This is a genomic window from Pseudonocardia hydrocarbonoxydans (assembly GCF_006539565.1).
GTDB classification, from domain to species: domain Bacteria; phylum Actinomycetota; class Actinomycetes; order Mycobacteriales; family Pseudonocardiaceae; genus Pseudonocardia; species Pseudonocardia hydrocarbonoxydans.
On record NZ_BJNG01000037.1, the window covers coordinates 102614 to 122214 of the forward strand.

Genomic DNA, 19601 nt, shown 5'->3' on the forward strand with positions numbered 1-19601 from the left:
AAGGTCACTCCCGAACTCCGAACATTCGCCCGCGATGCCCGAGCGGGCATCACATCCGCACTCCGGAACCTCCGCGTAGAGGTCCCGATCTTGCCCGACACCGACCGGCTACGGCAGGGACTCGAAACCGCCGTCCGGCAGGCATCGGCCGGAGTCGTCGCTCAGGTCCGTGTCCAGTGGGTGCCCGCCGCTGCAGTGCTCCGGGCTGAGCTACAGCGGCTCGCCGACGCCGCTGCTCGTGGTGTCCGGGCCGACATCGAAGTCAGCGCAGACGCTTCCGGCCTGCGAAACGCGATGCGGGCGCTCACCGGGTCGTCTGGCGGTGGTGGTCCGGGCCGGGTGCTCGCCGGCCTGTCTCGCTCGTTCTCGGTCCTGACACGGTCCGTGGCGGGTCTCGCCGCCGCCGGTAGTGCCGTCCAGGTGATCGGCGGTCTCTCGGCCGCTCTCGCCCAACTAGCGCCTATCGCGCTCGCTCTCCCGGGTCTGCTGCTCGGTGTAGGCGCCGCGTTCGCTGCGGTGAAGATCGGGCTCTCCGGTGTCGGTGAGGCGATCAAGACCGGGGACCTCTCCGGGCTCGCCGGTCCGGCCGCCGAGTCGGTCACCGCGCTCCGATCCCTGAAGCCCGCGCTCGACGACCTGAAGTCGTCTGTCCAGGGCGCGCTGTTCGAGGGTCTGGCCGGGCCACTCCGGGAGGCCGGCACGACTCTGCTGCCGATCCTGAAGACCGGGCTTACAGGGATCTCTACCGAGTTCAACGGGATCGCCAAGTCTGCTCTGGCCGCTACTCAGTCTCCGTTCTTCCAGGACGACCTGACACAAATCCTGGGCAACACCGCCGGGATGCTCGGCAACATGCGAGATTCCCTAGGGAATCTCCTCTCCGGTTTCGTCGGTCTCGGTGGCGTCGGATCCACCTACCTTCCCGCGCTCGGTAACGCGATCGACAACGTCGCGTCGAAGTTCAAGGCGTGGGTCGACCAGGGTGTCGAAGACGGCTCGATCAAGGCGATGATCGATGGCGCGATCCAGGGCTTTAACGACCTGGGCGCGGTGCTCGGCAATATCGGTAGCTCGATCGGCTCCGTGTTCTCCGGTCTCCAGGCCGGAATGGGCGGCGCCGGCCTGCTCTCGAACCTCGTAGCGCTTACCGATCAGGTCGCCCGGTTCATGGAGACCGCAGCGGCACAGGATGCGCTCCGCTCGCTCGGTGAACTCATGGCTACGGCTGGAACGGCTGTCCGGGAGATCCTGGGTGCTGCGCTCCAGGCGCTCGCACCGATCGTGTCGGCTCTCGCTCCGCTGATCTCCGCGTTCGCTACCGCGCTGTCTAGCGCGCTGGTCCCGATCCTGGAATCGGTCGGTCCTCCGATCGCCCGGCTCGTCGAGGCGTTCGCTAACGGGCTCGCTCCGATCCTGCCTTTGCTCGCTAGTGCGTTCGCTCAGCTAGGCCCGATCGTCGGGACGCTGATCGACGCTCTCGTTCCGGTCGTATCGATGCTCGCAGAGACGATGCTCCCGGTCTTCGAGATGCTGCTCCCGCTCGTCGTGGACATCGCGGACGCTCTCGGCTCGGCTCTCGCCACGGCGATTCAATCCGTGGCACCGTTCATTCCGCCGCTCGTCCAGGCCGTGAGCGACGTCCTGGCGGCCGTGCTGCCGCTGATCCCGAAGATCCTGGAACTCGCTCAGATCGTGTTCCCGCTGCTCGTCGGGATCATCGGATCGGTAGTGGTTCCCGCGATCCAACTGATCGCCGGGATCATCACGAACGTCCTTGTTCCGGTCGTCTCCGGGGTTATCGACGTGATCCTGTTCCTCGCACGGATCTTCACGATGTCGTGGTCCGACATCGACGCGGTGGTCCGCGACGGCGTAGCGATCGTGTCCGGTCTGCTCGGACAGATGATCGATTTCGTCGGCACGATCCCCTCACGGGTCGTGTCGGTGCTCGGCAACCTTGGGTCGCTGCTCGTGAACTCTGGTCGGGCGATGATCGACGGGTTCGTCACCGGTATCCGCAACGCGATCGGTTCCGCGATCAGCGCGGTATCCGGGTTCATCGGACGGATCCGCAACCTGTTCCCGTTCTCTCCCGCTAAGGACGGCCCGCTATCGGGCCGAGGGTACGTCACCCACTCCGGTAAGGCGCTAACCCGAGACTTCGCTAAGTCGCTCCGCAAGGGAGCGGCAGTAGTCCAGCGCGCCGCGGCCGGCGTCGTCTCCGGTGTCGAATCCGAGTTCGCGGGCGTGCCGCTCGCTATCGGCGCTATCGACGCTGCGGTCGACCGCATGAAGCGGGTTGACATGAACTCCGATATCCGAGCGTCGGTCACCTCCGACGATTTCGGTATCGACTACGACCGACTCGCCGACTCGGTGGTTAACGGTCTGACCGGATCGACTCTCAACGTTGAGGGCAACGGCATGGCCAAGATCGTCAACAAGTCGAACACCCGCAAGGCTCGACGCAGGTAAGCGCCAGGGTCCCGTCTACGGACGGGACCCTCCTCTTTTTATGATCTACCAATACAGACAGGAGTAAACGTGTATCACGGTCCAGGCAGCACGGAGAAGATCAGTGCTGCGATCCGATCGTCCGGCATGACTCAGCGCGAGATCGCTCGCGCGGTCGGTCTCTCGGAAGGCTCGATCAGCCACTACGTCAACGGGTGGCGACTGCCATCGGCCGGCAACCTCTACCGGCTCGCCGGTGTGCTCGGTGTCGACGTCCGGTCGCTCACGTGAGCGCATTCCCCTATCCGCAGACCGAGACGGCAGAAGACGTCGAGGCGCTGATGAACCACGCGGCGCAGATCGCCGCCGATCGAGGCCGGCTCGGCTCCGATGGTGCCGCTTATGCGTTCGCGCTCGCATCGCTCGCCGTGAACTCCGTGTTCGCCGGTTCGTTTCCCGATAGCCCGCCGACCCACCGACAAGGGCTGTACGCCGTATGACCGAGTCGCTAACCGAAACGCTCGCTCGCATCAAGCGGGAGAGCGATGGTCGATGCCTGAGCCAACGAGTAGCCGAGGACGGCTACCGAGTACTCGCCGATCCGTTCGGCGATAAGACAACCGCCGCCGTAGAGCGGCGGACCGATACCGAGACAAGGGAGCAGAATGACTGACTGGAAGAACGATTTCATGGCCCGGATGCCCGCCGGGTTCGGTGATATCGCCCCCGGCGCGGGCGCGCCGACCGAGTACGACTACGCGGGCAACGTGGTCGGGTTTGCCCGCACCGAGGACGAGCTGTACGCGAATCGTGCCCAGCAGGCGCTCGCGATCCGGGAGGCCGGTGGAGCGGCCGGGGTTCTCGATCCCGCCCGGCTCGACAAGGACGACCGGAGCAAGGCGCTCCCGGTGCTCGCGCGGTACGGCGTGAAGACCCCCGAGAGGATCACCCACGCGATGACCGTCGCCGGGCAGGTAGAGCTTGCCCTGACGCCGGATAACCCCCACCTGGACGTGCGGACCGTTCCGGTGGACCAGATCCAGGACCGGGTCCGGGAGCACATCGCCCAGAAGCAGCGCGAGGCGTACCTGAACACCGAGTCGGCGGTACTGCGTCAGCAGGCAGCGCACGGCGTGGTGAGCGCGTTCCGTGCGTCGTTCTCTGACGTGCTCGCCGAGAAGGAGATCCGCGACGAGTTCGACCAGGCGCGCGACGAGTTCCTGGCGGCTCTCCCGATCGTCGGCGGGTGCCGGTCGATCGCCGATGCCGGTCTGCTCGACGAGACCGGCGAGGGTGTGGCCGCGTGGTGGCGCGCGGTGAAGTCCGCTCAGCGCATGGACAAGATCGTCGAGCTGCTGGTCTGGTTCGCCGCACCCGCGAAGGTGCAGGCGCTCGGGTCGCTGCGCCGCTCGATGGAGTCCGGCGAGATCCTGGCCCTGTCCGCTGAGCCGGTGGACACCCTGACCTATATGGGAGCGCTCGCAGCGCGCGGGATCGACCATCACGAGCACCTGCGCCGGCCGGCCGACGCCGCACCGTTCGCGCTGTACGCCGCTCAGGTCGAGGCCGGATGCACGCTCGGTCTCCCCACGAGCGCCGAGGAGTTCGAGGCTCGTTCGCTCTCGTTCAACCCCTACGCCGTGATCGCCGACGCGATGAGCGCCGATGTCTGAGCGCGGTGAATGTCAGCGGTACGGGTGCGGCCGGCGGTTCAGCGACCCCGGCCTACACAAGCACTGTTCTCGGATGTGCTCTGCCGTAGACGGTGCGTTCGACAACCTCCGAGGTTTGTACAAGCGGAGACCGGAGGACATCGATCAGTTCGATGAGCAGTGGGACGCGCTGTGCGCCGTCACCGCAGCGCTCACCGGGTTTTACGCGCTGGTCGACGCTCATCGGGCGGAGAGAGGCGAGACCCCGTGATCCTCGCCGAGTACTTCGCTGGCACGCGGGCGATCCGTCGCCCGCTCGCCCGGGCGGTCATCGCGATCATGAATCCGCTCGCTCGGCTCGATCGGAAGCCCGCCGACAACGCTGCCGCGCTCCGCTCGCTCTGGCCGGTGGTCGAGGCCGCTCACACCGAGTCCGGTGATCTCGCACGCCGGTTCTACGACGAGGAACGCGCGTCGCGCGGGATGGCCCGTCACGACACGTACCGCTCGGTCATCAAGCCCGAGTGGTTCGGGGAGGCGCTGACCCCGGTCCTGATCGAGACCTCCGAGCCGGCCCAAGACGGCGCAGAGCAAGCACGACAGACAGAACTCGTCACCGCCGCCGCTATCGCGGTGGTGGACTCCGGCGGCCGACGGACGATGCTGCGAGCCACCGAGACGGATCGGGAACTCGCGGGGTGGGCTCGCGTCGAGGGAGGCGCGGAATCCTGCGCTTTCTGCACGATGCTGATCTCCCGGGGGCCGGTCTACTCGTCCGCCGACTCGGCCGGCCTGGACTCGGACGACGAGTCCGCGAAGGAACTCGCCGAGGCGTACCAACGCACCGGCGACCGGTCCGAACTTGACTCGCTCATGAAGCGATTCCACGTCCGGTGTGACTGTCAGGTGGTCCCGGTGTTCGACCGGGCGGACTGGCCCGGGATCGACCAGTACCGCGCGGCAGAGGCCGCGTGGATCAAAGCCAGCAAGGCAGCCAGAGAAGCGGGCACCGACCCGATGACCGCGCTCCGATACCAACTCGACGGCCGGGCCGTCCCCGCGAAGGAGAAGAAGTGAGTTTGCTCGACAGGGGCAACGCCGACGTTGTCCTGTTCCCCGAAGTCACGATCACCGATCCGGACGGGAACACGATCACCCGACCGGCAACGGCCGGAATCCCGGCTCGCGCCACCGTCCAGCCGCTCGGCTCGACGACCGACGACCAGGACGGGGCCGGGTTCGTCACCGGCCCGACCCGATACCGGCTCAGGCTCACCAGGAGCTACGCCGGCCCGGTGCTCGGCCGGCAATCCCGAGTGGAGTGGAACGGTGATCGATACGCGGTTCTCGGTGATCCGGTGCACTTCACCGGGTCCAGGAAGACCGCACACACTGACTACGTGATCGGCCGTGCCTGATGTCCGTGACGATCAGGCTCTACGGAGACAAGACGATCAACCGGATCGTCTCACGTCTCCCTGCCGTCAGGGACGCGGTGAAGGACCACGCGGACCAGATCGGCCGCCGGGCCGAGGCTCGGTTAGCGGCTCATCGAGATGCCGGCGCCACCCGCGTCGGTGTCGACCATTCCGGGCAGATCGACTCCGTGGTCTACCTGGACGACGAGCGCGGCGCTAAGGCCGCGCTCTCTATCGAGTTCGGGCACACCGACCCGAGGACCGGCCGCCACGTCGAGGGGCTGTATGTCCTCTACGGTGCTGCCGGCTTGCTCTAGTGCCGTGGGACCCGGCGGCCCGGAAAGGCCGCTCTGGGCTACCTCCGGACTGGGCTCGGCTCCGTCTCCGAGTGCTTGCCCGCGACGAGCACCGGTGCCAGATCAAGGGACCGTCGTGCGTCGGGTTCGCTACCGACGTCGACCACCGAGACGACCGTGACGACCACTCGCTAGGGAATCTCCGCTCGGCCTGCCGGCCGTGCCACAACCAGCACACGAGCGCTCAGGGAGTCGCCGCGAAGGCGCGGCTCCGAGCAGCCCGACGCCGGCCCGAAGGCCGTCACCCCGGACGGCTCGACTGATCCCGCGTAGACCGCTGAGAGCGCCCCTAACGGGCGCTCTCGGCACTCCCGACCCATCACACCGGGAAGATCCGAGAGACGAGATCAGCGCCTCTCCGACCTGCGGAAACGTGATCCGTACGGACGTCGGTGCTCACGAAACGCACGCGCGCCGAGACCCCAGGGGCCGTACCCCTCCCCCAGGCGTCCCCACCCGCTGCGTAATGCGGGTCCCCGGCTCTGTACGGGTTAGAAGGTCGATGGGGCCAACCAGCCATGATCGAGATGCACGGGTTTTGGGACGACCAAGAACGATGTTCCTCGCGACGCTGCGAGGAACATCCGCTCAGCCGTTCACGCGCTCGACGCGCTCAACCGTTTTCTCCGGAAGTCGGAGCACGAGGCCGTCCCCGTCGTAGAACGACATCCATCCGCCCGAGATATCCATGTCAGCCGCCTGGACAGTCTCCGTGTTCCCGTTGATGTGTCTTTGCGTGGGAACGGTCGTGATCTGGTACTTGTGCATCGTGCTGTTCCTCTCGTGGGGAGCGAAGTGACTGGATGTCACTGCGACCACTCTAATGGATAACCCCGACAGATGTGGTTGCTTGGCATTGCTGCCGAACGTGAAGCAGTCCTGTCGGTGCCCCGTGGCACGATCCTCGCGTGGACCTCGAAGCGACCCCTCTGGACTCGATCGCTCAGCCCCGGCCGTGTGTCCGGTGCTCGAAGCCATGCCTCCTCTGGGTGGTCGGGCGATGCGCCGACTGCATGGCAGACATGTACTTCAACCACCCCGAGGACTACCGGGCGTTCAAGGACGACGTCCGCGAGGAGTTCGGTACCAAGGCCATCGCCTAGCGCCGATCGACACACCCGCCTATAAGGGGGGTAGATTGAGACGGCACGCCCCGGGGTTGCAGCCCCGGGACGAGCCACGACCTCTCCTAGTGGTCGCTGAAGTAGAAGCACACCTGAATGAGCAGCCACAGGTAGCGCAGTGGCGTGAGAAGGCGGCTAGCCCAACCGGGCCGGTCGCCTTCTCGCTTGTCCGTCGACCGATCCGGGTCGACAGGGTCGGGTCTGTTCAACGCACCTCCGGGCTAGCTGCGACCGCGGAACCGAATCGGTATCCGCTGCATCTGAGACTAACGAGGAGTCCCGACAGATCGGCGGCTAGGACCCGCCCAGGTTGTCCACAGAAGGCCGAACAGCCACCGGTTCTGGCGATCTCAGCCCAGCTAAGCGATGCCCATAGGACAGCCGGACTAGTCGAACTGATCCGAATGCCGCACGGAGACGGGGTCAAGGTCAGGTTGGGGTCGTCGCCGATGAGGACGTGTGGACGGACGCGCGGTAGTCATCCACAGATGTGGACAACGTTGCTCGGGAAGGCAGACCCCGGCTCGGACGGTCCGAGCCGGGCTGCATCAGCCCGCCGGGTGACCCGGGTCACGCCAACCTTGACTATCCGGCGAGACCTCGTCGATGAACTTGCGGAAGTCCTCGAGCTGCTTCTCCGGCGCGGCCTCGGTGCCGTCGGGGAACAGGTCGGCGGTGGGCTGGCCGACCTCGTCGAGGATCGTCGACTCCACCCCGATCGGCAGCCCCTCGCGCACGGCGATGGCGAGCGCGTCGCTCGGCCGCAGCTCGACCCGCGCGCCGTCGGCGAACACCAGGTCGGCCTGGAACTTGCCGTCGACCAGCGCCACGATCTCGGCCCCGGCGATCCGGTGCCCGAGCCCCTCCAGCAACGGCACGACGACGTCCTGCGGCAGTTGCGGATCATCCTCCCCGCGCGCGCCGAGCGCGATCGCGTCGGCCTGGGGACGGCGCAGGAAGACGGGGAGGCAGCGCTCACCGTCGACCTCACCCAGCAGCAGCACCGGCTCGCGGGTCCGCACGTGGACCACCAGCCGCAGGACCCGCATCGTCGTCATCGACATCGCGTCAGTCTCGCCTCATCCCCGCAGCGTGTCACTGGGCGATCGCCCGAATCGGCGACGATAGTCGCTGGCGAACCGTCCGGGATGGCCGAATCCCCAGCGGGCGGCGATCGCGCCGACGGTGCTGCCGTCGCCCGGGTCGGCCGCGCGCAGGTCCTCGTGGGCGTGGTCGAGCCGGACCGACCGCAGGTAGGCCATCGGGGTGCGGTCCATCGCACGGCGGAACGCCCGCTGCAGGGCCCGCGGCCCCACGTGTGCGGCGCGGGCGACGGCGGTGAGGTCGAGGTCCTCCGCGGCGTGCTCCTCCATGAACACCATCGCCCGGCGCACGGCCTCCGGCGAGGCCGCCGCGCCGGTGGAGCGGAGATCGGGCGAGGTGCCCGAGTTCGGGAAGGTGTCCAGCAGCGTGGCGACGACGAGCCGCTGCACCTGGCGCAGCACCAGCGGGCTGCCGTGGGCCGCGGGGTTCTTCGCGACGTCGTTGGTCACGTACTGCATGAGCCGCTTCCAGTGCACCGCCTTGTCGGTCGACACCGGGCGGCCGGTGTCGAACAGGATCGGGTGCACGCGCCGGTCGTCGCCGAACATCTCGCTGGCCAGCCGTTCGACGACCGACCGCTCGATGCGGACCTGCGCCATCCGGATGTCGTTCCAGCTGACGGCCATCTGCACGTCGGGGTCGTAGGAGAAGACGTCGCCCGGGCCGGCGGCCACCTCGGCGGTGGGCGAGCGGATCGTGAACCGCCCCTCGAGCAGGTGGCTGAACAGCAGCATGTCGTCGAGCGGGTCCCAGGTGCCGCGCAGCGCCATCGAGTGCCGGGCGACGCCGACCTTGAAGGACCCGAAGTCGGCGACGCTGTGCGAGAACCGGAAGGCGTTGGACGGTCCGGAGAGCGACACGTGGTGGTCGGCGTAGGCGTTGCGCAACCAGGCGTGGGCCTCGTCCGGGTCGGGAGTGTCGATGGACAGCCGCATCAACGTCTCTGCCACGGTCAGAACCCCTCGATTGCCGAGCACGAGACTGTAGTTGGACGAAACGGACTGCGCACTCGTCCATCCGGAGCAGAGCCCGTGCGTCGTCCGATTCGCGTCGCCACTGTCCGTCATGCGAGTACGGCGTACGGCCGAGTTGTGTACGGCCGGGTAAGGGTCTACCTATTGCGTGCGGTGCGGGAGCACCTCCGCTGGAGGGGGCGGACGGTCCTCCCGGCCGTGGGGTGGCCGGCCGGCTACAGGTCGGCCGGTCCCTCCTGCACCGTCATCCCGAGCTGCCGGGCCACGGCGTCCATGACGTCCTGCACCACCACGGTGTCCGCGAGCGGCATCACCGCACTCTGCAGCCGCCCGTCGGCGACGCCGTCGGTGACCTCCCGCAGCTCGTGGGCGTACCCGCTGCCCGCGGGCGGGGCGACGATCCGCTCCGGCTCGGCCCCGTTGCGGCACAGCACGATCGAGTCCGGGTGGTGGAAGCGGGGCGGCACGTCGATCCAGCCCTCCGTGCCGACGACGCGCGCCGCGCCGGGCGTCGCGCAGCGCAGCGACGCGAGCAGCGACGCGGTGCGGCCGTCGGGGTAGGACAGCAGGACCGCCTCCTCGACGTCGACGCCGCTGGGGGCCAGCACGCCGTGCGACGCGACGGCGTCCGGGGTGCCGAGCACCATCTGCGCGAAGGAGATCGGGTACACGCCGACGTCGAAGAGTGCACCTCCCCCGACGGCCGGGTCGTAGAAGCGGTCGGACGGGTCGGTGGGGTGCTGCGCGCCCAGGTCGGCCTGCACCGACTGCACCTCCCCGATCGCCCCGTCGGCGATCAGCTCCCGCATCCGCACGATCGCGGGCTGGAAGCGGGTCCACATGGCCTCCATGGCGAACACCCCGGCCGCGCCCGCGGCGTCGACGATCTCGCGGGTCGCCGCCGGCGTCACCGTGAACGCCTTCTCCACCAGCACCGCCTTGCCCGCCCGCAGCGCGGCCAGCGCCACGGCCCGGTGCTGGGGGTGCGGCGTGGCGATGTAGAGGACGTCGACCCCGTCGTCGTCGACGATCGCCCGGTAGGACCCGTGCGCGCGGGCGACGTCGTGCCGCGCGGCGAACGCCCGGGCCCGCTCCGGCGAGCGCGACGCCACGGCCACCACCTCGGCGCCGGGCACGTGCGGGAAGTCCGCCGTCACCTTCGACGCGATCCGGCCCGGCCCGACGATCCCCCAGCGCACGCTCATACGCCCTAGCATCGCAGTGCGGATCAACGACCGGACGGAGTGTGTGTCACGTGAGTGTCAGCCTGGCCAAGGGTGGGAACGTCAGCCTGAGCAAGGAGGCCCCCGGCCTCACCAACGTCATCGTCGGGGTGGGCTGGGACGTGCGCGCCACGACCGGAGCCGACTTCGACCTCGACGTCTCGGCGATCATGCTGGGGGAGAACGGCAAGGTCCTGTCCGACGCCCACTTCGTGTTCTTCAACAACCTCACCGCCCCGGACGGCACCGTCGAGCACACCGGCGACAACCTCACCGGCGAGGGTGACGGCGACGACGAGCAGCTCAAGGTCGACCTCGCCGGCATGTCGCCACAGGTCGACAAGATCGTCTTCCCGGTGAGCATCTACGACGCCGACAACCGGCGGCAGAGCTTCGGGCAGGTCGCCAACGCCTTCATCCGGATCGTCAACGCCGCGGGCGAGGCCGAGATCACCCGCTTCGACCTCACCGAGGACGCCTCCACCGAGACCGCGATGCTGTTCGGCGAGCTCTACCGCCGGGGCAGCGAGTGGAAGTTCCGCGCGATCGGGCAGGGCTACGCCTCGGGGCTGGCGGGCATCGCCCGCGACTTCGGCGTGAACGTCGGCTGACGCGGCACCCACCGCTCCGCTCCGGGCCCACCCGCGAGAACCCGCGCGCGTGGCCCGCGGCGCGGGCCGGGTCAGAACAGGTCGGGCGTCGTCGACGGCGGGCCGGGTGAGCGGTTCGGAGCGGGCGGCCGCGGCCGCGGGGGCTTCGCCGTCGAGGGGGCCGCGGTGCCCCTGCCGAGCAGCGCCCGCAGGTCGGCACCGGCCGCGGCGGGGCGCCCGGTGTCGACGGCGATGACCGGCGCCACCCGGCGCAGCGCCGCGACCAGCCGTGCGTCGACGAGGTCGTGCGCCCGCTCGACGGCGCCGGTGACGATCACGTCGGGCTTCAGCGCGGCCACCGCCCGCAGGTCGGGCGCCCGCTGCTCGCCGACCGCCGCGACGCCGTCGAGGCTCCCCGCGCAGCCGACCACGTCGCCCCCGAGCGCGCTCAGCAGCCCGCCGACGACCTCGTCGGTGGCCACGAACCGCCGGATCGACGGTGGCAGCGACACCGACGCGCCCGTGGCGTCGATGAACGCCCTGCGCCCTCCGCCGCCCGCGTCGCTGATGACGCCGGTGAGCGCGGCCGTGCGTGCGGGCTGGCTGCGCGGGTCCTCCCCGCCGGTGGGTGGCACCCGCCGAGCGTAACCGCGCCGTGGCCCCGGGCCGTCACACCGACTTCAGAACACTCTTGTATCCAATACATGCTCGTTCTAGACTCACGGAGGGAGGTGCGACATGTCCACATCGGACGGTCCGGCCGACACCCGGATGATGGCGATCGTTCACGAGGCGCTGAAGCGGGATCTGCGCCGCGCGCGTGCCGTGCTGGCCGCGGATCCCCCGCCGGTCGGCCGGCAGCAGGTGGCGCTGGGCCGGCACGTGAGCTGGATGATGGACTTCCTCCACGCGCACCACACCGGTGAGGACGAGGGCCTGTGGCCGGTGGTGCGGCGGCGCAACCCGGCCGCGGAGGGCCTGCTGGACTCGCTCGAGGCCGACCACGCGCGGATCGCCCCGGCGGCCGGGGCGGTCACCGCCGCGGCCCGCCACTACACCGACGGCGTCTCGGACGGGGCGCGGTCCGCACTCGTCGCGTCGCTGGACGATCTGCTCGCGGTCCTGGTGCCCCATCTGGACCGCGAGGTGTCCGAGGCGATGCCGGTGGTCGCGGCGAGCATCACCGACCGCGAGTGGGACGCCGTGGAGCAGGAGTACAACATCAAGCCCAAGTCGGTGCGGGCGCTGGCCATGGAGGGCCACTGGTTGCTCGAGGGGATCGATCCGGAGGGCTACGACATCGTCGTGCACAAGGTCCCCGCGGCGCTGCGCCTGCTCCTGCTGCACGGTTTCGGACGCGCGTACCGGCGCCAGGCGTCGGCGCGGTGGTCGGCGGAGCTGCCGCAGCGCCGCGGCGCGACCGCGTGACGGCCGATCCCCGGGACGTCGGGCCCGTTGCCGGCGGTCCCCGCCCGACGGCGGCGGGCGGCCGGCGGGCCTACCGGTCCGCACGGCGGCAGGAACAGGCGGCGGAGACCCGCGCGCTCGTCGTCGCCGCCGCCACGTCCCTGTTCTCCGAACGGGGCTGGGCCACGACCGGGATGCGCGACGTGGCCGCGTCGGCGGGGGTGTCCGTCGAGACCGTCTACGCGAACTTCCGGTCCAAGAGCGAGCTGCTGCTGACCGCCATCGACGTCGGCGTCGTCGGGGACACCGACCCGGTGCCGCTGTCGCAGCGACCCGAGTACGCGGCACTCGCCACCGGCTCCTTCGACGACCGGGTGGCGACGGCGGCGAGACTGCTGACCGTCATCAACAGCCGGGGTCGGGGCCTGCACCGCGCGCTGTACGAGGCCGCGGGCGGCGACGCCCGGATCGAGGCCGCGCTGCACCGGCTGGAGCTGCGCCGGCGCGACAACATCGCCGACGCCGCGGCCCTCGTCACGGGCGGCCCGGTCGGCGACGACGTCCTCGACCGGCTGTGGTCGCTCCTGAGCTCGGACACGTTCTCCCTGGTCACCCACATCGCCGGCCGCTCCGTGCCGGACTACGAACGCTGGTTGGCGACCACGATCGCCGCCGTGCTGCGAGCCGGTCCACCCTGAGGCGGGCGGACCTTCCCCGGACGAGGAGGAGTCATGGCGCAGGTCCAGAAGACCTCACGGGTCGAGGTCGTCGTCGACGCCGCCGCGCACCTGGTGTGGGAGGTCGTCGCCGACGTCACCCGGGTCGGTGAGTGGAGCCACGAGTGCCGCTCCGCCCGCTGGCTCGACGGCGACGGTCGCGCCCGACCGGGCGCCCGGTTCCGCGGCCGCAACCGGGCCGGTCGGGCCCGGTGGAGCCGGACCGCCGAGATCGTGTCCGTCGACCCGCCGCACGAGATCGTCTGGCGGACGGTGCCGACGTGGATCGTGCCCGACAGCACCGTCTGGCGGATCCGGGTCGACCCCGTCGTGGGCGGCACGCGCATCCGGCAGTCCTTCGACGTCGTCGCCGCACCCTGGCTCCTGGACCGGTTCTTCGCCCGGGTCCTGCCGGCTCACCGGGACCGCGACGCGCGCCTGGTCGAGGACCTGCGGCGCATCGGCCGGGTGGCGTCGCGGGAGGCAGCGCCGTGGACCGGCGCCTGACCCGTATCGGCAATCGGCTCGGCGTCGGGCTCTACCGGCGCACGAACGGGCGCCTGGTCGGCTACCCGGCCGTCGACGTCCTGCTGCTCACCGTGCCCGGGCGACGGAGCGGCCGCTCCCGTGCCACGTGCGTCCGTTTCCTCCGCACCGCCGACGGTCTCCTGCTCTGGGGCACCGCGTCGGGCTCCCCCCGCGACCCCGACTGGTTCCGCAACCTCCGTGCGGCCGGGACCGCCGTCGTCCGGATCGGGCGCGAGAGCGTGCCGGTGCGCGCCCGGGAGCTGCTCGGTCCGGAGCGGGACACCGCCTGGCGTCTCGTCCGGCAGGAGCTGCCCCAGGTCAACCGGTACGCGCGCAGGTCCGGCCGGACCATCCCGGTCGCCGTCCTCCGGTCCGGCGGGGATCCCGTCGTCGACGACCAGTAGGACGAGCGGGTCCCGGGAGCCGGGCGGTGCGGAGCGGGTGGGCTACCAGGCGCCGGGCGCGAACTCGGCGGACATCTCCCGCCAGGACACCGGCTCGGCACAGTGCGCGCAGGTCATGCGCGGTTCGGCCGGGTGCCCGCAGCCGCGGTGGATCAGCCGCACCGGCGGCACGTCGTTCTCGTAGCGGTCGCCCCAGGCCATGAGCGCGACGAGCACGGGGTAGAGGTCGGCGCCCTTGGGGGTGAGGCGGTACTCGTGGCGCACCGGGTTGTCCTGGTAGGCCACCCGGTCCAGCACGCCCTCGCCGACCAGGACCCGGAGCCGGTCGTTGAGGACGTTGCTGCCCAGGCCGAGCTTGGACCGGAAGTGGTCGTAGCGGCGCTCCCCGCGGAAGCACTCGCGCAGGATCATCATCGTCCAGCGCTCGCCGATGACCGACCAGGTGCGGCCGACCGAGCAGTAGACGTCCTGCAGCTCGTCGTGCTTCATGCACTCAGAATAGGACACCTTTCGAGTCCTTCGAGCTTGCGGGCACGTCGGCCCGTCGGTAGCTTCGACTCGATTCGAGTCCCACCGACCCGCGGAGGCCCTGCGATGCCCTTCTACCAGTTCACCGTCCCCACCGGCGGCGCGACGCTGCGGCACCGGGCCGAGGTCGCGGCGGCGATGACGAAGGTGCACAGCGAGGTCACCGGCGCCCCGGGCACCTACGTGCACTGCTCGTTCGTCGAGGTCGCCCCGGACAGCGTCTTCGTGGCCGGTGAGCCGGTGAACGACGCCCGGATGGTCGGGCTCATCCGCGAGGGGCGTTCCGCGGAGGTCCGGGCAGCGCTCATCCACGGGATCGCCGACGCCTGGTCCGCGGTCACCGGGGACGCCAGGGAGAAGCTGGCGATCTTCCTCGTCGAGATCCCGGGGGCGAACGTCATGGAGGACGGCGTGATCCTGCCCGAGATCACCGAGGAGCCCGGCGCCGTCTACTGAGCCGCCCCCTCGCGCGGGTCGGCGCCGGCCCGACCGCGCCTCGTCGACCGGTCACCGGTACGGGTCGGTGATCTCACGGAGCCGGCTCAGGAGCTCGTGCAGCCGCGCGGTGGCCCGCCGCCCCAGGTGGCGGGTCCACTCCTCCTGCACGACGGCCTCGGTCCGGCGCGCCACCTCCTGCGCCGCGAGGCCCCGCTCGGCGAAGACCACCAGCCGGGCACGGGCGTCGGAGGGGTCCGGGACCCGGCGCACGTACCCGGCCCGCTCGAGGTGGTCGACCATGAAGGTGGCGGTCTGCCGGGTGACGCGCGCCCGCTCGGCGAGATCGGAGAGCCGGGTGCCCTTGGCGTCGACGCGGGCCAGCACCCGCCCCTGCGCGATCGTCACGTCGTCGTACCCGGCCGCGGCCAGGTCGGCGAGCACCCGGTCCTCCATCGCGCGCTGGACGATGAAGCACAGCAGGCCGATGTTCAGCGGCCCGTCCATCGCCTGCTCCGGCATGTACGCCCCTTGACATTAGGCAGAGAATCGAATCAAGATAGTACCATCTTCGAATCGTCTGGAGGGGCCGTGGACGACGACGCCATCTGGCGGGTCATCGACGACGAGCGCAGCCGCCTGGCCGACCTGCTCGACGAGCTGGGCGACGCCGAGTGGCGCACGCCGTCGCTGTGCACGGCCTGGACCGTGCGGGACGTCGTCGCGCACCTGACGCTGGCCCACGCGAGCCCGCTCACCGCCGCCGTCGGCCTGATCCGGGCCGGGGGGAACTTCGACCGGACGATCCGCGACACCGCGATCCGGCAGGCCCGCCTGCCGGTACCGGAGCTCCGGCGGCGGCTGAGGGCGATGGTGGGCTCGCGCCGCATCGTGCCGTTCCTCGTCCCGATCAACCCGATGATCGACGTCCTGTGCCACGCCCAGGACATCGCCCGCCCCCTCGGGCGGACCCACCCGATGCCGGTGGCCCCGGCCGTCGCGGCGGCGGACCGGATCTGGGGCCAGTCGTTCCCGTTCCGGTCGCAGCGCCGGCTGGCCGGGTTCGAGCTGGTGGCCACCGACGCGCCGTGGCGGGCGGGGTCCGGCGTCCGGGTGGAGGGGCCGATGTCGGCGCTGCTGCTGCTGGTCACGGGCCGCCCGGCCGCGCTGGCCGAGCTGTCCGGGCCCGGCGCGGCCACGCTCCCCGCCCGGTTCCCGCACGTCACCGGCACGGCACCCACGAAGGAGCGGTCATGACCTACTTCGCACACGTCGTCGACGTCCCGGCCCCCGCCGCCGTCTACGACGCCACCCACGCCGAGCTGCTGCGCCGCACCGGCGGGCACGTCGACGGCCTCGTCGTGCACCTGTGCCGGGTCACCGACGCCGGCTTCCAGGTGGTGGAGGTGTGGACCGACAGGGCCGCGTTCGAGAAGGCCGAACGGGAGCACGTCGGGCCGATCCTGGCCGAGCAGGCCGCGGCCGCGTCCGGCGCGCCGCTGTCGCCCCCGCGGGTGGAGGAGTTCGAGCTGCGCGGGCTGGCCGTCCCCGCGGCCGGCATCGCGACGTAGGCGTGCCGCGGACCGTGGGCGGCGCGACGCTCGACCCCGCCGCCCTGGACGACCTCGACGACCTCGGCCTCGGCCCGGAGCCGCTGTCCCGGCTCGGCTCGATGGTGGCCGCGCAGCTCGGGCGTCCGCGCGTGCGGGTGTGCACCGTCCACCGGCGGGACCACCCCTACGACCGGCCCGCGTTGACGACCCGCAGCCGCCACCTGGTCGGGGGCACCGCCGTCGACGAACTCGGCCGGACCCGGGAGTACGCGTTCTTCGTCAAGGTGGTCCAGGCCTGGCGGAGGTCGCCGCTGGCCGCGGAGGTGCCCGAGCCCCTGCGCTCGCAGCTGGCACCGCTGATGCCCTGGCGGACCGAGATCGACCTCTACCGCAGCGATCTCGCCGCGCACCTGCCCACCGGCCTCGGCCTCGCGCCCGCCCGCCACGTCGCCGAGCTGGACGCGGAGTCGGCCGCTCTGTGGCTCGACCACCTCCCGGTCCGCCCGGTCCGCCGCGACCTCGCGCACCACCGGCGCGCGGCGTACCTGCTGGGGCGGCTCGCGGCGAGCCCGTCCGTCGCGCCGTACGCCGTGGACGTCCCGCCGGGCCGGACCCCGCGGCGGTTCGCGGAGCACTGGCTGGCCGTGAAGGTCGTCCCCGACCTCGGCACGGAGGTCTACTGGCGGCAGCCGGGTGTGGCCGAGACCTTCGACGCCCCCCTGCGCCGACGGATCGTCGCCGCTGCCGACGCCCTCCCGGCGCTGGTCGACGAGCTGGAGTCGCTGCCCGTCACGACCGCGCACGGCGACGCGTGCACCGACAACCTGCTGCTCACCACGCGCGACGACGACCTCATCATGATCGACTTCGGCTTCTGGGGCCGGGCGCCGGTGGGGTTCGACCTGGGTCAGCTCCTGCTCGGCGAGATGCAGCTGGGGCGGCGCCCGGCGCACGAGTTCCCCGAGCTGGAGCGGGAGTGCCTGGCGGCCTACGTCCGGGGCCTGCGCGACGAGGGCAGCACCGTCCCGGCCGACCGGGTCCGGAGGGCCCACGCGCTGGCCATGACGATCTTTCACGCCGTCCCGGCCGTCCCCTACGAGATCCGGGACGCCGGGGCGGGGCCGGAGCTGCAGCCACTGCTCGCCACCCGCGCGGCGATCGCCCGGTACGTCCTGGACCTCCTGGACGCCACCGCCCGGCCGTGACGCGGCCCCACCCCCGCGGCCTCACCGCGTGAGCAGCTGCTCCAGTCGCCGGGCCGCGGGCCCGGGGATGCGGCGGCGTCCGCGCAGGTGCCGGAACACCGGCCCGAGCAGGTCGTCGGCGAGCAGCGCGGCGCGGGGCAGCGGGTCGTCGAGGAGATGGACGACGCATGCCGCGAACCGCCCGCCGTCGGGCCGCTGCACCGCGTCGCCGGTGAAGTCGACGACCGCCGCGACGCCACCGCCGGGCCCGGTGCGGTAGACGACGGCCCGGTCCCCCGCCCGCGTCGGGCGCAGGCAGCAGGGAGCGGTGGGTGGGTCGAGCAGCTCCTCGGCGTTCCACAGCAGGATCGAGGTCGGCACGGGGCCTGCGGGGACGGGCACGGGAACAGTCTCGTCCGTGGTCCCGGGGCGGGGGCCGGGGGCGGGGGTGGCGGGACGGCTCAGGCGAGTACGCGTGCGAGGGCAGCCCAGCGCCGGTGCCGGTAGCGGTAGAACGCCCGCGCGGTGAGGACGACCAGCGGGGTCAGCGCCCCGGCGTCGATCTCCACCTCGTCGGTGTACCGGCAGCTGCGCGCCGAGACCGGGGTGACCACCAGGCGATGGCGCCAGGCCCGCAGCGGACCGCCGTGCTCCTCGGTCCGCGCCTCGCCTGCCGACCCGTCGCCCGCGACGACGCGCACGGTGTGCCGCCACAGGGGGAGCACCCCGAACAGGCGCAGCCGCACCGTCATCTCGTGACCGACGCGGAACTCCCCGTCGGGCAGCTCCGGTAGGACGAGCACCGGCCAGGTCACGTACCGCAGCAGCTCCGGCTTGCGGATCAGGCCGGCCGCCACGTCGGCCGGGATCGGCAGCTCGCTCGAGACCCGGACCACCACGTCGTCCCCCTCGGGCGTGTCGGATCGACCACGGTGAGCCTATCGGCCGGGACGCCCGGATCGGTTGGACATCGGCGCGTGACGCCGTCGAGTGATGCCCGCGCCGCGGGCGTGTGAGGATCGGTCGGTGGTGCCCGACCCGTTCGCACGTCAGCACCGGAACTGGGCCGAGTGGTTCGGGCCGGAGTGGGACGCCGTCCGCATCGCGACGGCCGCGCGGGCACGGGCGGCCATGCAGGAGTGGGGCGTGGTCGACGCCCGGCCGTTCGGCAGCGGCGGCGTGGGATACGTCTACCGTGCGCGGCTGCGCACCGGCGATGCGGTCGTGCTGAAGGTCGAGCCGGTCACGAGCGCCTGGACGGCCGGGGCCGCCGACCGGGCGCTGGTCGTCTGGGCCCGGGCGGGGCTCGCGCCTCGCGTCCTCGCCGCCCGTGACGACGGCCGGACGCTGCTGCTCGAGCCGGTCACACCGGGGACCGAGCTCGGCGACGTCACGGCGGGCTCGGTCGGCGTGTCGTTCCCCGTCATCGCCGACGTCGCCCGGCGGCTGCGGCATGCCGACCGCACCGCTGCGGACGGCCCGTTCCCCACCATCGCCGAGCACGCCGACTCGGACGGCTGGCGACGGGCGCTGACCCGTCGGTGTCCGGCGGCCGGGGCCGAGCTGGATTCCCTGCTCGCGCTGCCCGCGACGGACCTGATCCACAACGATCTCTACCAGGACAACGTCCTGCGAGCCGGCGACGACTGGGTGGTGATCGACCCGAAGCCGGTCCTCGCCGATCCCCACGCAGAGTGCTTCGCCTTCCTCGCGGCGGCCGAGCATGTGACCGATGTGGCCGTCGTGGCGGGCTACGCCCGAACGGCGGGCCTGTCCGACCCGCAGCTGCTGGCCCGGTGGGTGCGCATCCGCGCGATCATCGCCATCGCGCAGCATTCCGAGAGCGCGGAGCCCAGCCCCGATTCCGCGCGGTGGATCGCCCACCTGCAGGCCCTGGCACGAAGGCTCGAACCGGTGTGTCGGTAGAGCCGCCCGCGCGGCCGGGACCCTG

At 71.2% G+C, this 19601-nt stretch carries 26 protein-coding genes; 17 read left to right on the forward strand and 9 right to left on the reverse strand.

Going from position 1 to position 19601, the window contains the following annotated elements:
* Window positions 1-90: 90 nt before the first annotated feature.
* From PHY01_RS20495 to PHY01_RS20525, 7 genes are all read left to right on the forward strand, one after another.
* A complete protein-coding gene (locus PHY01_RS20495) occupies window positions 91-2475 on the forward strand; it encodes a phage tail protein (RefSeq protein WP_141280823.1) in 2385 nt (794 codons plus the stop codon).
* A gap of 126 nt (window positions 2476-2601) precedes the next feature.
* Window positions 2602-2745 carry a helix-turn-helix domain-containing protein gene (locus PHY01_RS20500; protein WP_141280825.1) on the forward strand — a complete coding sequence of 48 codons (144 nt, stop codon included), beginning with the start codon at window positions 2602-2604 and terminating at the stop codon, window positions 2743-2745.
* Entirely contained in the window at window positions 2742-2954 is a 213-nt protein-coding gene (locus PHY01_RS20505) for a hypothetical protein (RefSeq protein ID WP_141280827.1), read from the forward strand. The genes PHY01_RS20500 and PHY01_RS20505 overlap by 4 nt, the downstream gene beginning before the upstream one ends.
* Before the next feature lie 165 nt (window positions 2955-3119).
* A complete protein-coding gene (locus tag PHY01_RS20510; protein ID WP_141280829.1) occupies window positions 3120-4127 on the forward strand; it encodes a hypothetical protein in 1008 nt (335 codons plus the stop codon).
* A 246-nt stretch (window positions 4128-4373) separates the two neighbouring features.
* The gene (locus PHY01_RS20515; RefSeq protein WP_141280831.1) at window positions 4374-5183 is read left to right on the forward strand and encodes a VG15 protein; all 810 of its coding nucleotides are present in this window, start codon (window positions 4374-4376) and stop codon (window positions 5181-5183) included.
* Window positions 5180-5524 (forward strand): phage head completion protein, encoded by a 345-nt coding sequence (locus PHY01_RS20520; RefSeq protein ID WP_141280833.1) that lies wholly within the window; start codon window positions 5180-5182, stop codon window positions 5522-5524. The genes PHY01_RS20515 and PHY01_RS20520 overlap by 4 nt, the downstream gene beginning before the upstream one ends.
* Before the next feature lie 5 nt (window positions 5525-5529).
* Window positions 5530-5841, forward strand: coding sequence for a DUF5403 family protein (locus tag PHY01_RS20525; RefSeq protein WP_218030257.1), 312 nt, complete (start codon window positions 5530-5532; stop codon window positions 5839-5841).
* 627 nt (window positions 5842-6468) lie between these two features.
* Here the strand turns inward: PHY01_RS20525 and PHY01_RS20535 are convergent.
* From PHY01_RS20535 to PHY01_RS20550, 4 genes are all read right to left on the reverse strand, one after another.
* The gene (locus PHY01_RS20535; protein WP_141280839.1) at window positions 6469-6648 is read right to left on the reverse strand and encodes a hypothetical protein; all 180 of its coding nucleotides are present in this window, start codon (window positions 6646-6648) and stop codon (window positions 6469-6471) included.
* Window positions 6649-7552: 904 nt separating this feature from the next.
* Complete coding sequence (locus tag PHY01_RS20540; RefSeq protein WP_246086032.1) at window positions 7553-8068, reverse strand: bifunctional nuclease family protein; 516 nt, start codon at window positions 8066-8068, stop codon at window positions 7553-7555.
* Window positions 8069-8083: 15 nt separating this feature from the next.
* Complete coding sequence (locus PHY01_RS20545) at window positions 8084-9058, reverse strand: helix-turn-helix transcriptional regulator (protein ID WP_170183904.1); 975 nt, start codon at window positions 9056-9058, stop codon at window positions 8084-8086.
* A 239-nt stretch (window positions 9059-9297) separates the two neighbouring features.
* Window positions 9298-10287, reverse strand: a complete 990-nt coding sequence (locus PHY01_RS20550; RefSeq protein WP_141280843.1) for a Gfo/Idh/MocA family protein — start codon at window positions 10285-10287, stop codon at window positions 9298-9300.
* 50 nt (window positions 10288-10337) lie between these two features.
* Between PHY01_RS20550 and PHY01_RS20555 the strand changes: the two genes are divergently transcribed.
* Complete coding sequence (locus PHY01_RS20555) at window positions 10338-10916, forward strand: TerD family protein (RefSeq protein ID WP_141280845.1); 579 nt, start codon at window positions 10338-10340, stop codon at window positions 10914-10916.
* 71 nt (window positions 10917-10987) lie between these two features.
* Here the strand turns inward: PHY01_RS20555 and PHY01_RS20560 are convergent, their stop codons facing one another.
* Window positions 10988-11530: a TroA family protein gene (locus PHY01_RS20560; protein WP_141280847.1), complete on the reverse strand. Its 543-nt coding sequence runs from the start codon at window positions 11528-11530 to the stop codon at window positions 10988-10990.
* A gap of 103 nt (window positions 11531-11633) precedes the next feature.
* Here PHY01_RS20560 and PHY01_RS20565 point away from each other — a divergent pair, with 103 nt between their 5' ends.
* From PHY01_RS20565 to PHY01_RS20580, 4 genes are read left to right on the forward strand one after another with little or no spacing between them, the layout of a single operon-like run.
* On the forward strand, window positions 11634-12323 hold the full coding sequence (locus tag PHY01_RS20565) for a hemerythrin domain-containing protein (protein ID WP_218030259.1): 690 nt from the start codon (window positions 11634-11636) through the stop codon (window positions 12321-12323).
* Entirely contained in the window at window positions 12320-13000 is a 681-nt protein-coding gene (locus tag PHY01_RS20570) for a TetR/AcrR family transcriptional regulator (RefSeq protein WP_170183905.1), read from the forward strand. Before PHY01_RS20565 ends, PHY01_RS20570 begins: the two co-directional genes overlap by 4 nt.
* A gap of 33 nt (window positions 13001-13033) precedes the next feature.
* Window positions 13034-13525, forward strand: coding sequence for an SRPBCC family protein (locus PHY01_RS20575; RefSeq protein ID WP_141280851.1), 492 nt, complete (start codon window positions 13034-13036; stop codon window positions 13523-13525).
* Window positions 13510-13950, forward strand: a complete 441-nt coding sequence (locus PHY01_RS20580; RefSeq protein ID WP_170183906.1) for a nitroreductase/quinone reductase family protein — start codon at window positions 13510-13512, stop codon at window positions 13948-13950. The genes PHY01_RS20575 and PHY01_RS20580 overlap by 16 nt, the downstream gene beginning before the upstream one ends.
* Before the next feature lie 42 nt (window positions 13951-13992).
* Here PHY01_RS20580 and PHY01_RS20585 read toward each other — a convergent pair whose 3' ends face one another.
* On the reverse strand, window positions 13993-14439 hold the full coding sequence (locus PHY01_RS20585; RefSeq protein WP_141280855.1) for a winged helix-turn-helix transcriptional regulator: 447 nt from the start codon (window positions 14437-14439) through the stop codon (window positions 13993-13995).
* 105 nt (window positions 14440-14544) lie between these two features.
* Between PHY01_RS20585 and PHY01_RS20590 the strand changes: the two genes are divergently transcribed.
* Window positions 14545-14934, forward strand: a complete 390-nt coding sequence (locus PHY01_RS20590; protein WP_141280857.1) for a tautomerase family protein — start codon at window positions 14545-14547, stop codon at window positions 14932-14934.
* Between the two features lie 51 nt (window positions 14935-14985).
* Here PHY01_RS20590 and PHY01_RS20595 read toward each other — a convergent pair whose 3' ends face one another.
* The gene (locus PHY01_RS20595; protein ID WP_246086033.1) at window positions 14986-15435 is read right to left on the reverse strand and encodes a MarR family winged helix-turn-helix transcriptional regulator; all 450 of its coding nucleotides are present in this window, start codon (window positions 15433-15435) and stop codon (window positions 14986-14988) included.
* 69 nt (window positions 15436-15504) lie between these two features.
* Between PHY01_RS20595 and PHY01_RS20600 the strand changes: the two genes are divergently transcribed.
* From PHY01_RS20600 to PHY01_RS20610, 3 genes are read left to right on the forward strand one after another with little or no spacing between them, the layout of a single operon-like run.
* Window positions 15505-16170: a maleylpyruvate isomerase family mycothiol-dependent enzyme gene (locus PHY01_RS20600; RefSeq protein ID WP_141280859.1), complete on the forward strand. Its 666-nt coding sequence runs from the start codon at window positions 15505-15507 to the stop codon at window positions 16168-16170.
* Window positions 16167-16484, forward strand: coding sequence for a hypothetical protein (locus PHY01_RS20605; RefSeq protein WP_141280861.1), 318 nt, complete (start codon window positions 16167-16169; stop codon window positions 16482-16484). Before PHY01_RS20600 ends, PHY01_RS20605 begins: the two co-directional genes overlap by 4 nt.
* Window positions 16485-16486: 2 nt before the next feature.
* Window positions 16487-17671 (forward strand): phosphotransferase, encoded by a 1185-nt coding sequence (locus PHY01_RS20610; protein ID WP_141280863.1) that lies wholly within the window; start codon window positions 16487-16489, stop codon window positions 17669-17671.
* A 21-nt stretch (window positions 17672-17692) separates the two neighbouring features.
* Here PHY01_RS20610 and PHY01_RS20615 read toward each other — a convergent pair whose 3' ends face one another.
* Together PHY01_RS20615 and PHY01_RS20620 are read right to left on the reverse strand one after the other, a co-directional pair.
* Window positions 17693-18052: a hypothetical protein gene (locus PHY01_RS20615; protein ID WP_141280865.1), complete on the reverse strand. Its 360-nt coding sequence runs from the start codon at window positions 18050-18052 to the stop codon at window positions 17693-17695.
* 59 nt (window positions 18053-18111) lie between these two features.
* The gene (locus tag PHY01_RS20620; protein ID WP_141280867.1) at window positions 18112-18549 is read right to left on the reverse strand and encodes an Rv1443c family protein; all 438 of its coding nucleotides are present in this window, start codon (window positions 18547-18549) and stop codon (window positions 18112-18114) included.
* Window positions 18550-18676: 127 nt separating this feature from the next.
* On the opposite strand from PHY01_RS20620, the gene PHY01_RS20625 reads away from it, so the two are divergent.
* Window positions 18677-19576: an aminoglycoside phosphotransferase family protein gene (locus PHY01_RS20625; protein WP_170183907.1), complete on the forward strand. Its 900-nt coding sequence runs from the start codon at window positions 18677-18679 to the stop codon at window positions 19574-19576.
* Window positions 19577-19601 lie beyond the last annotated feature (25 nt).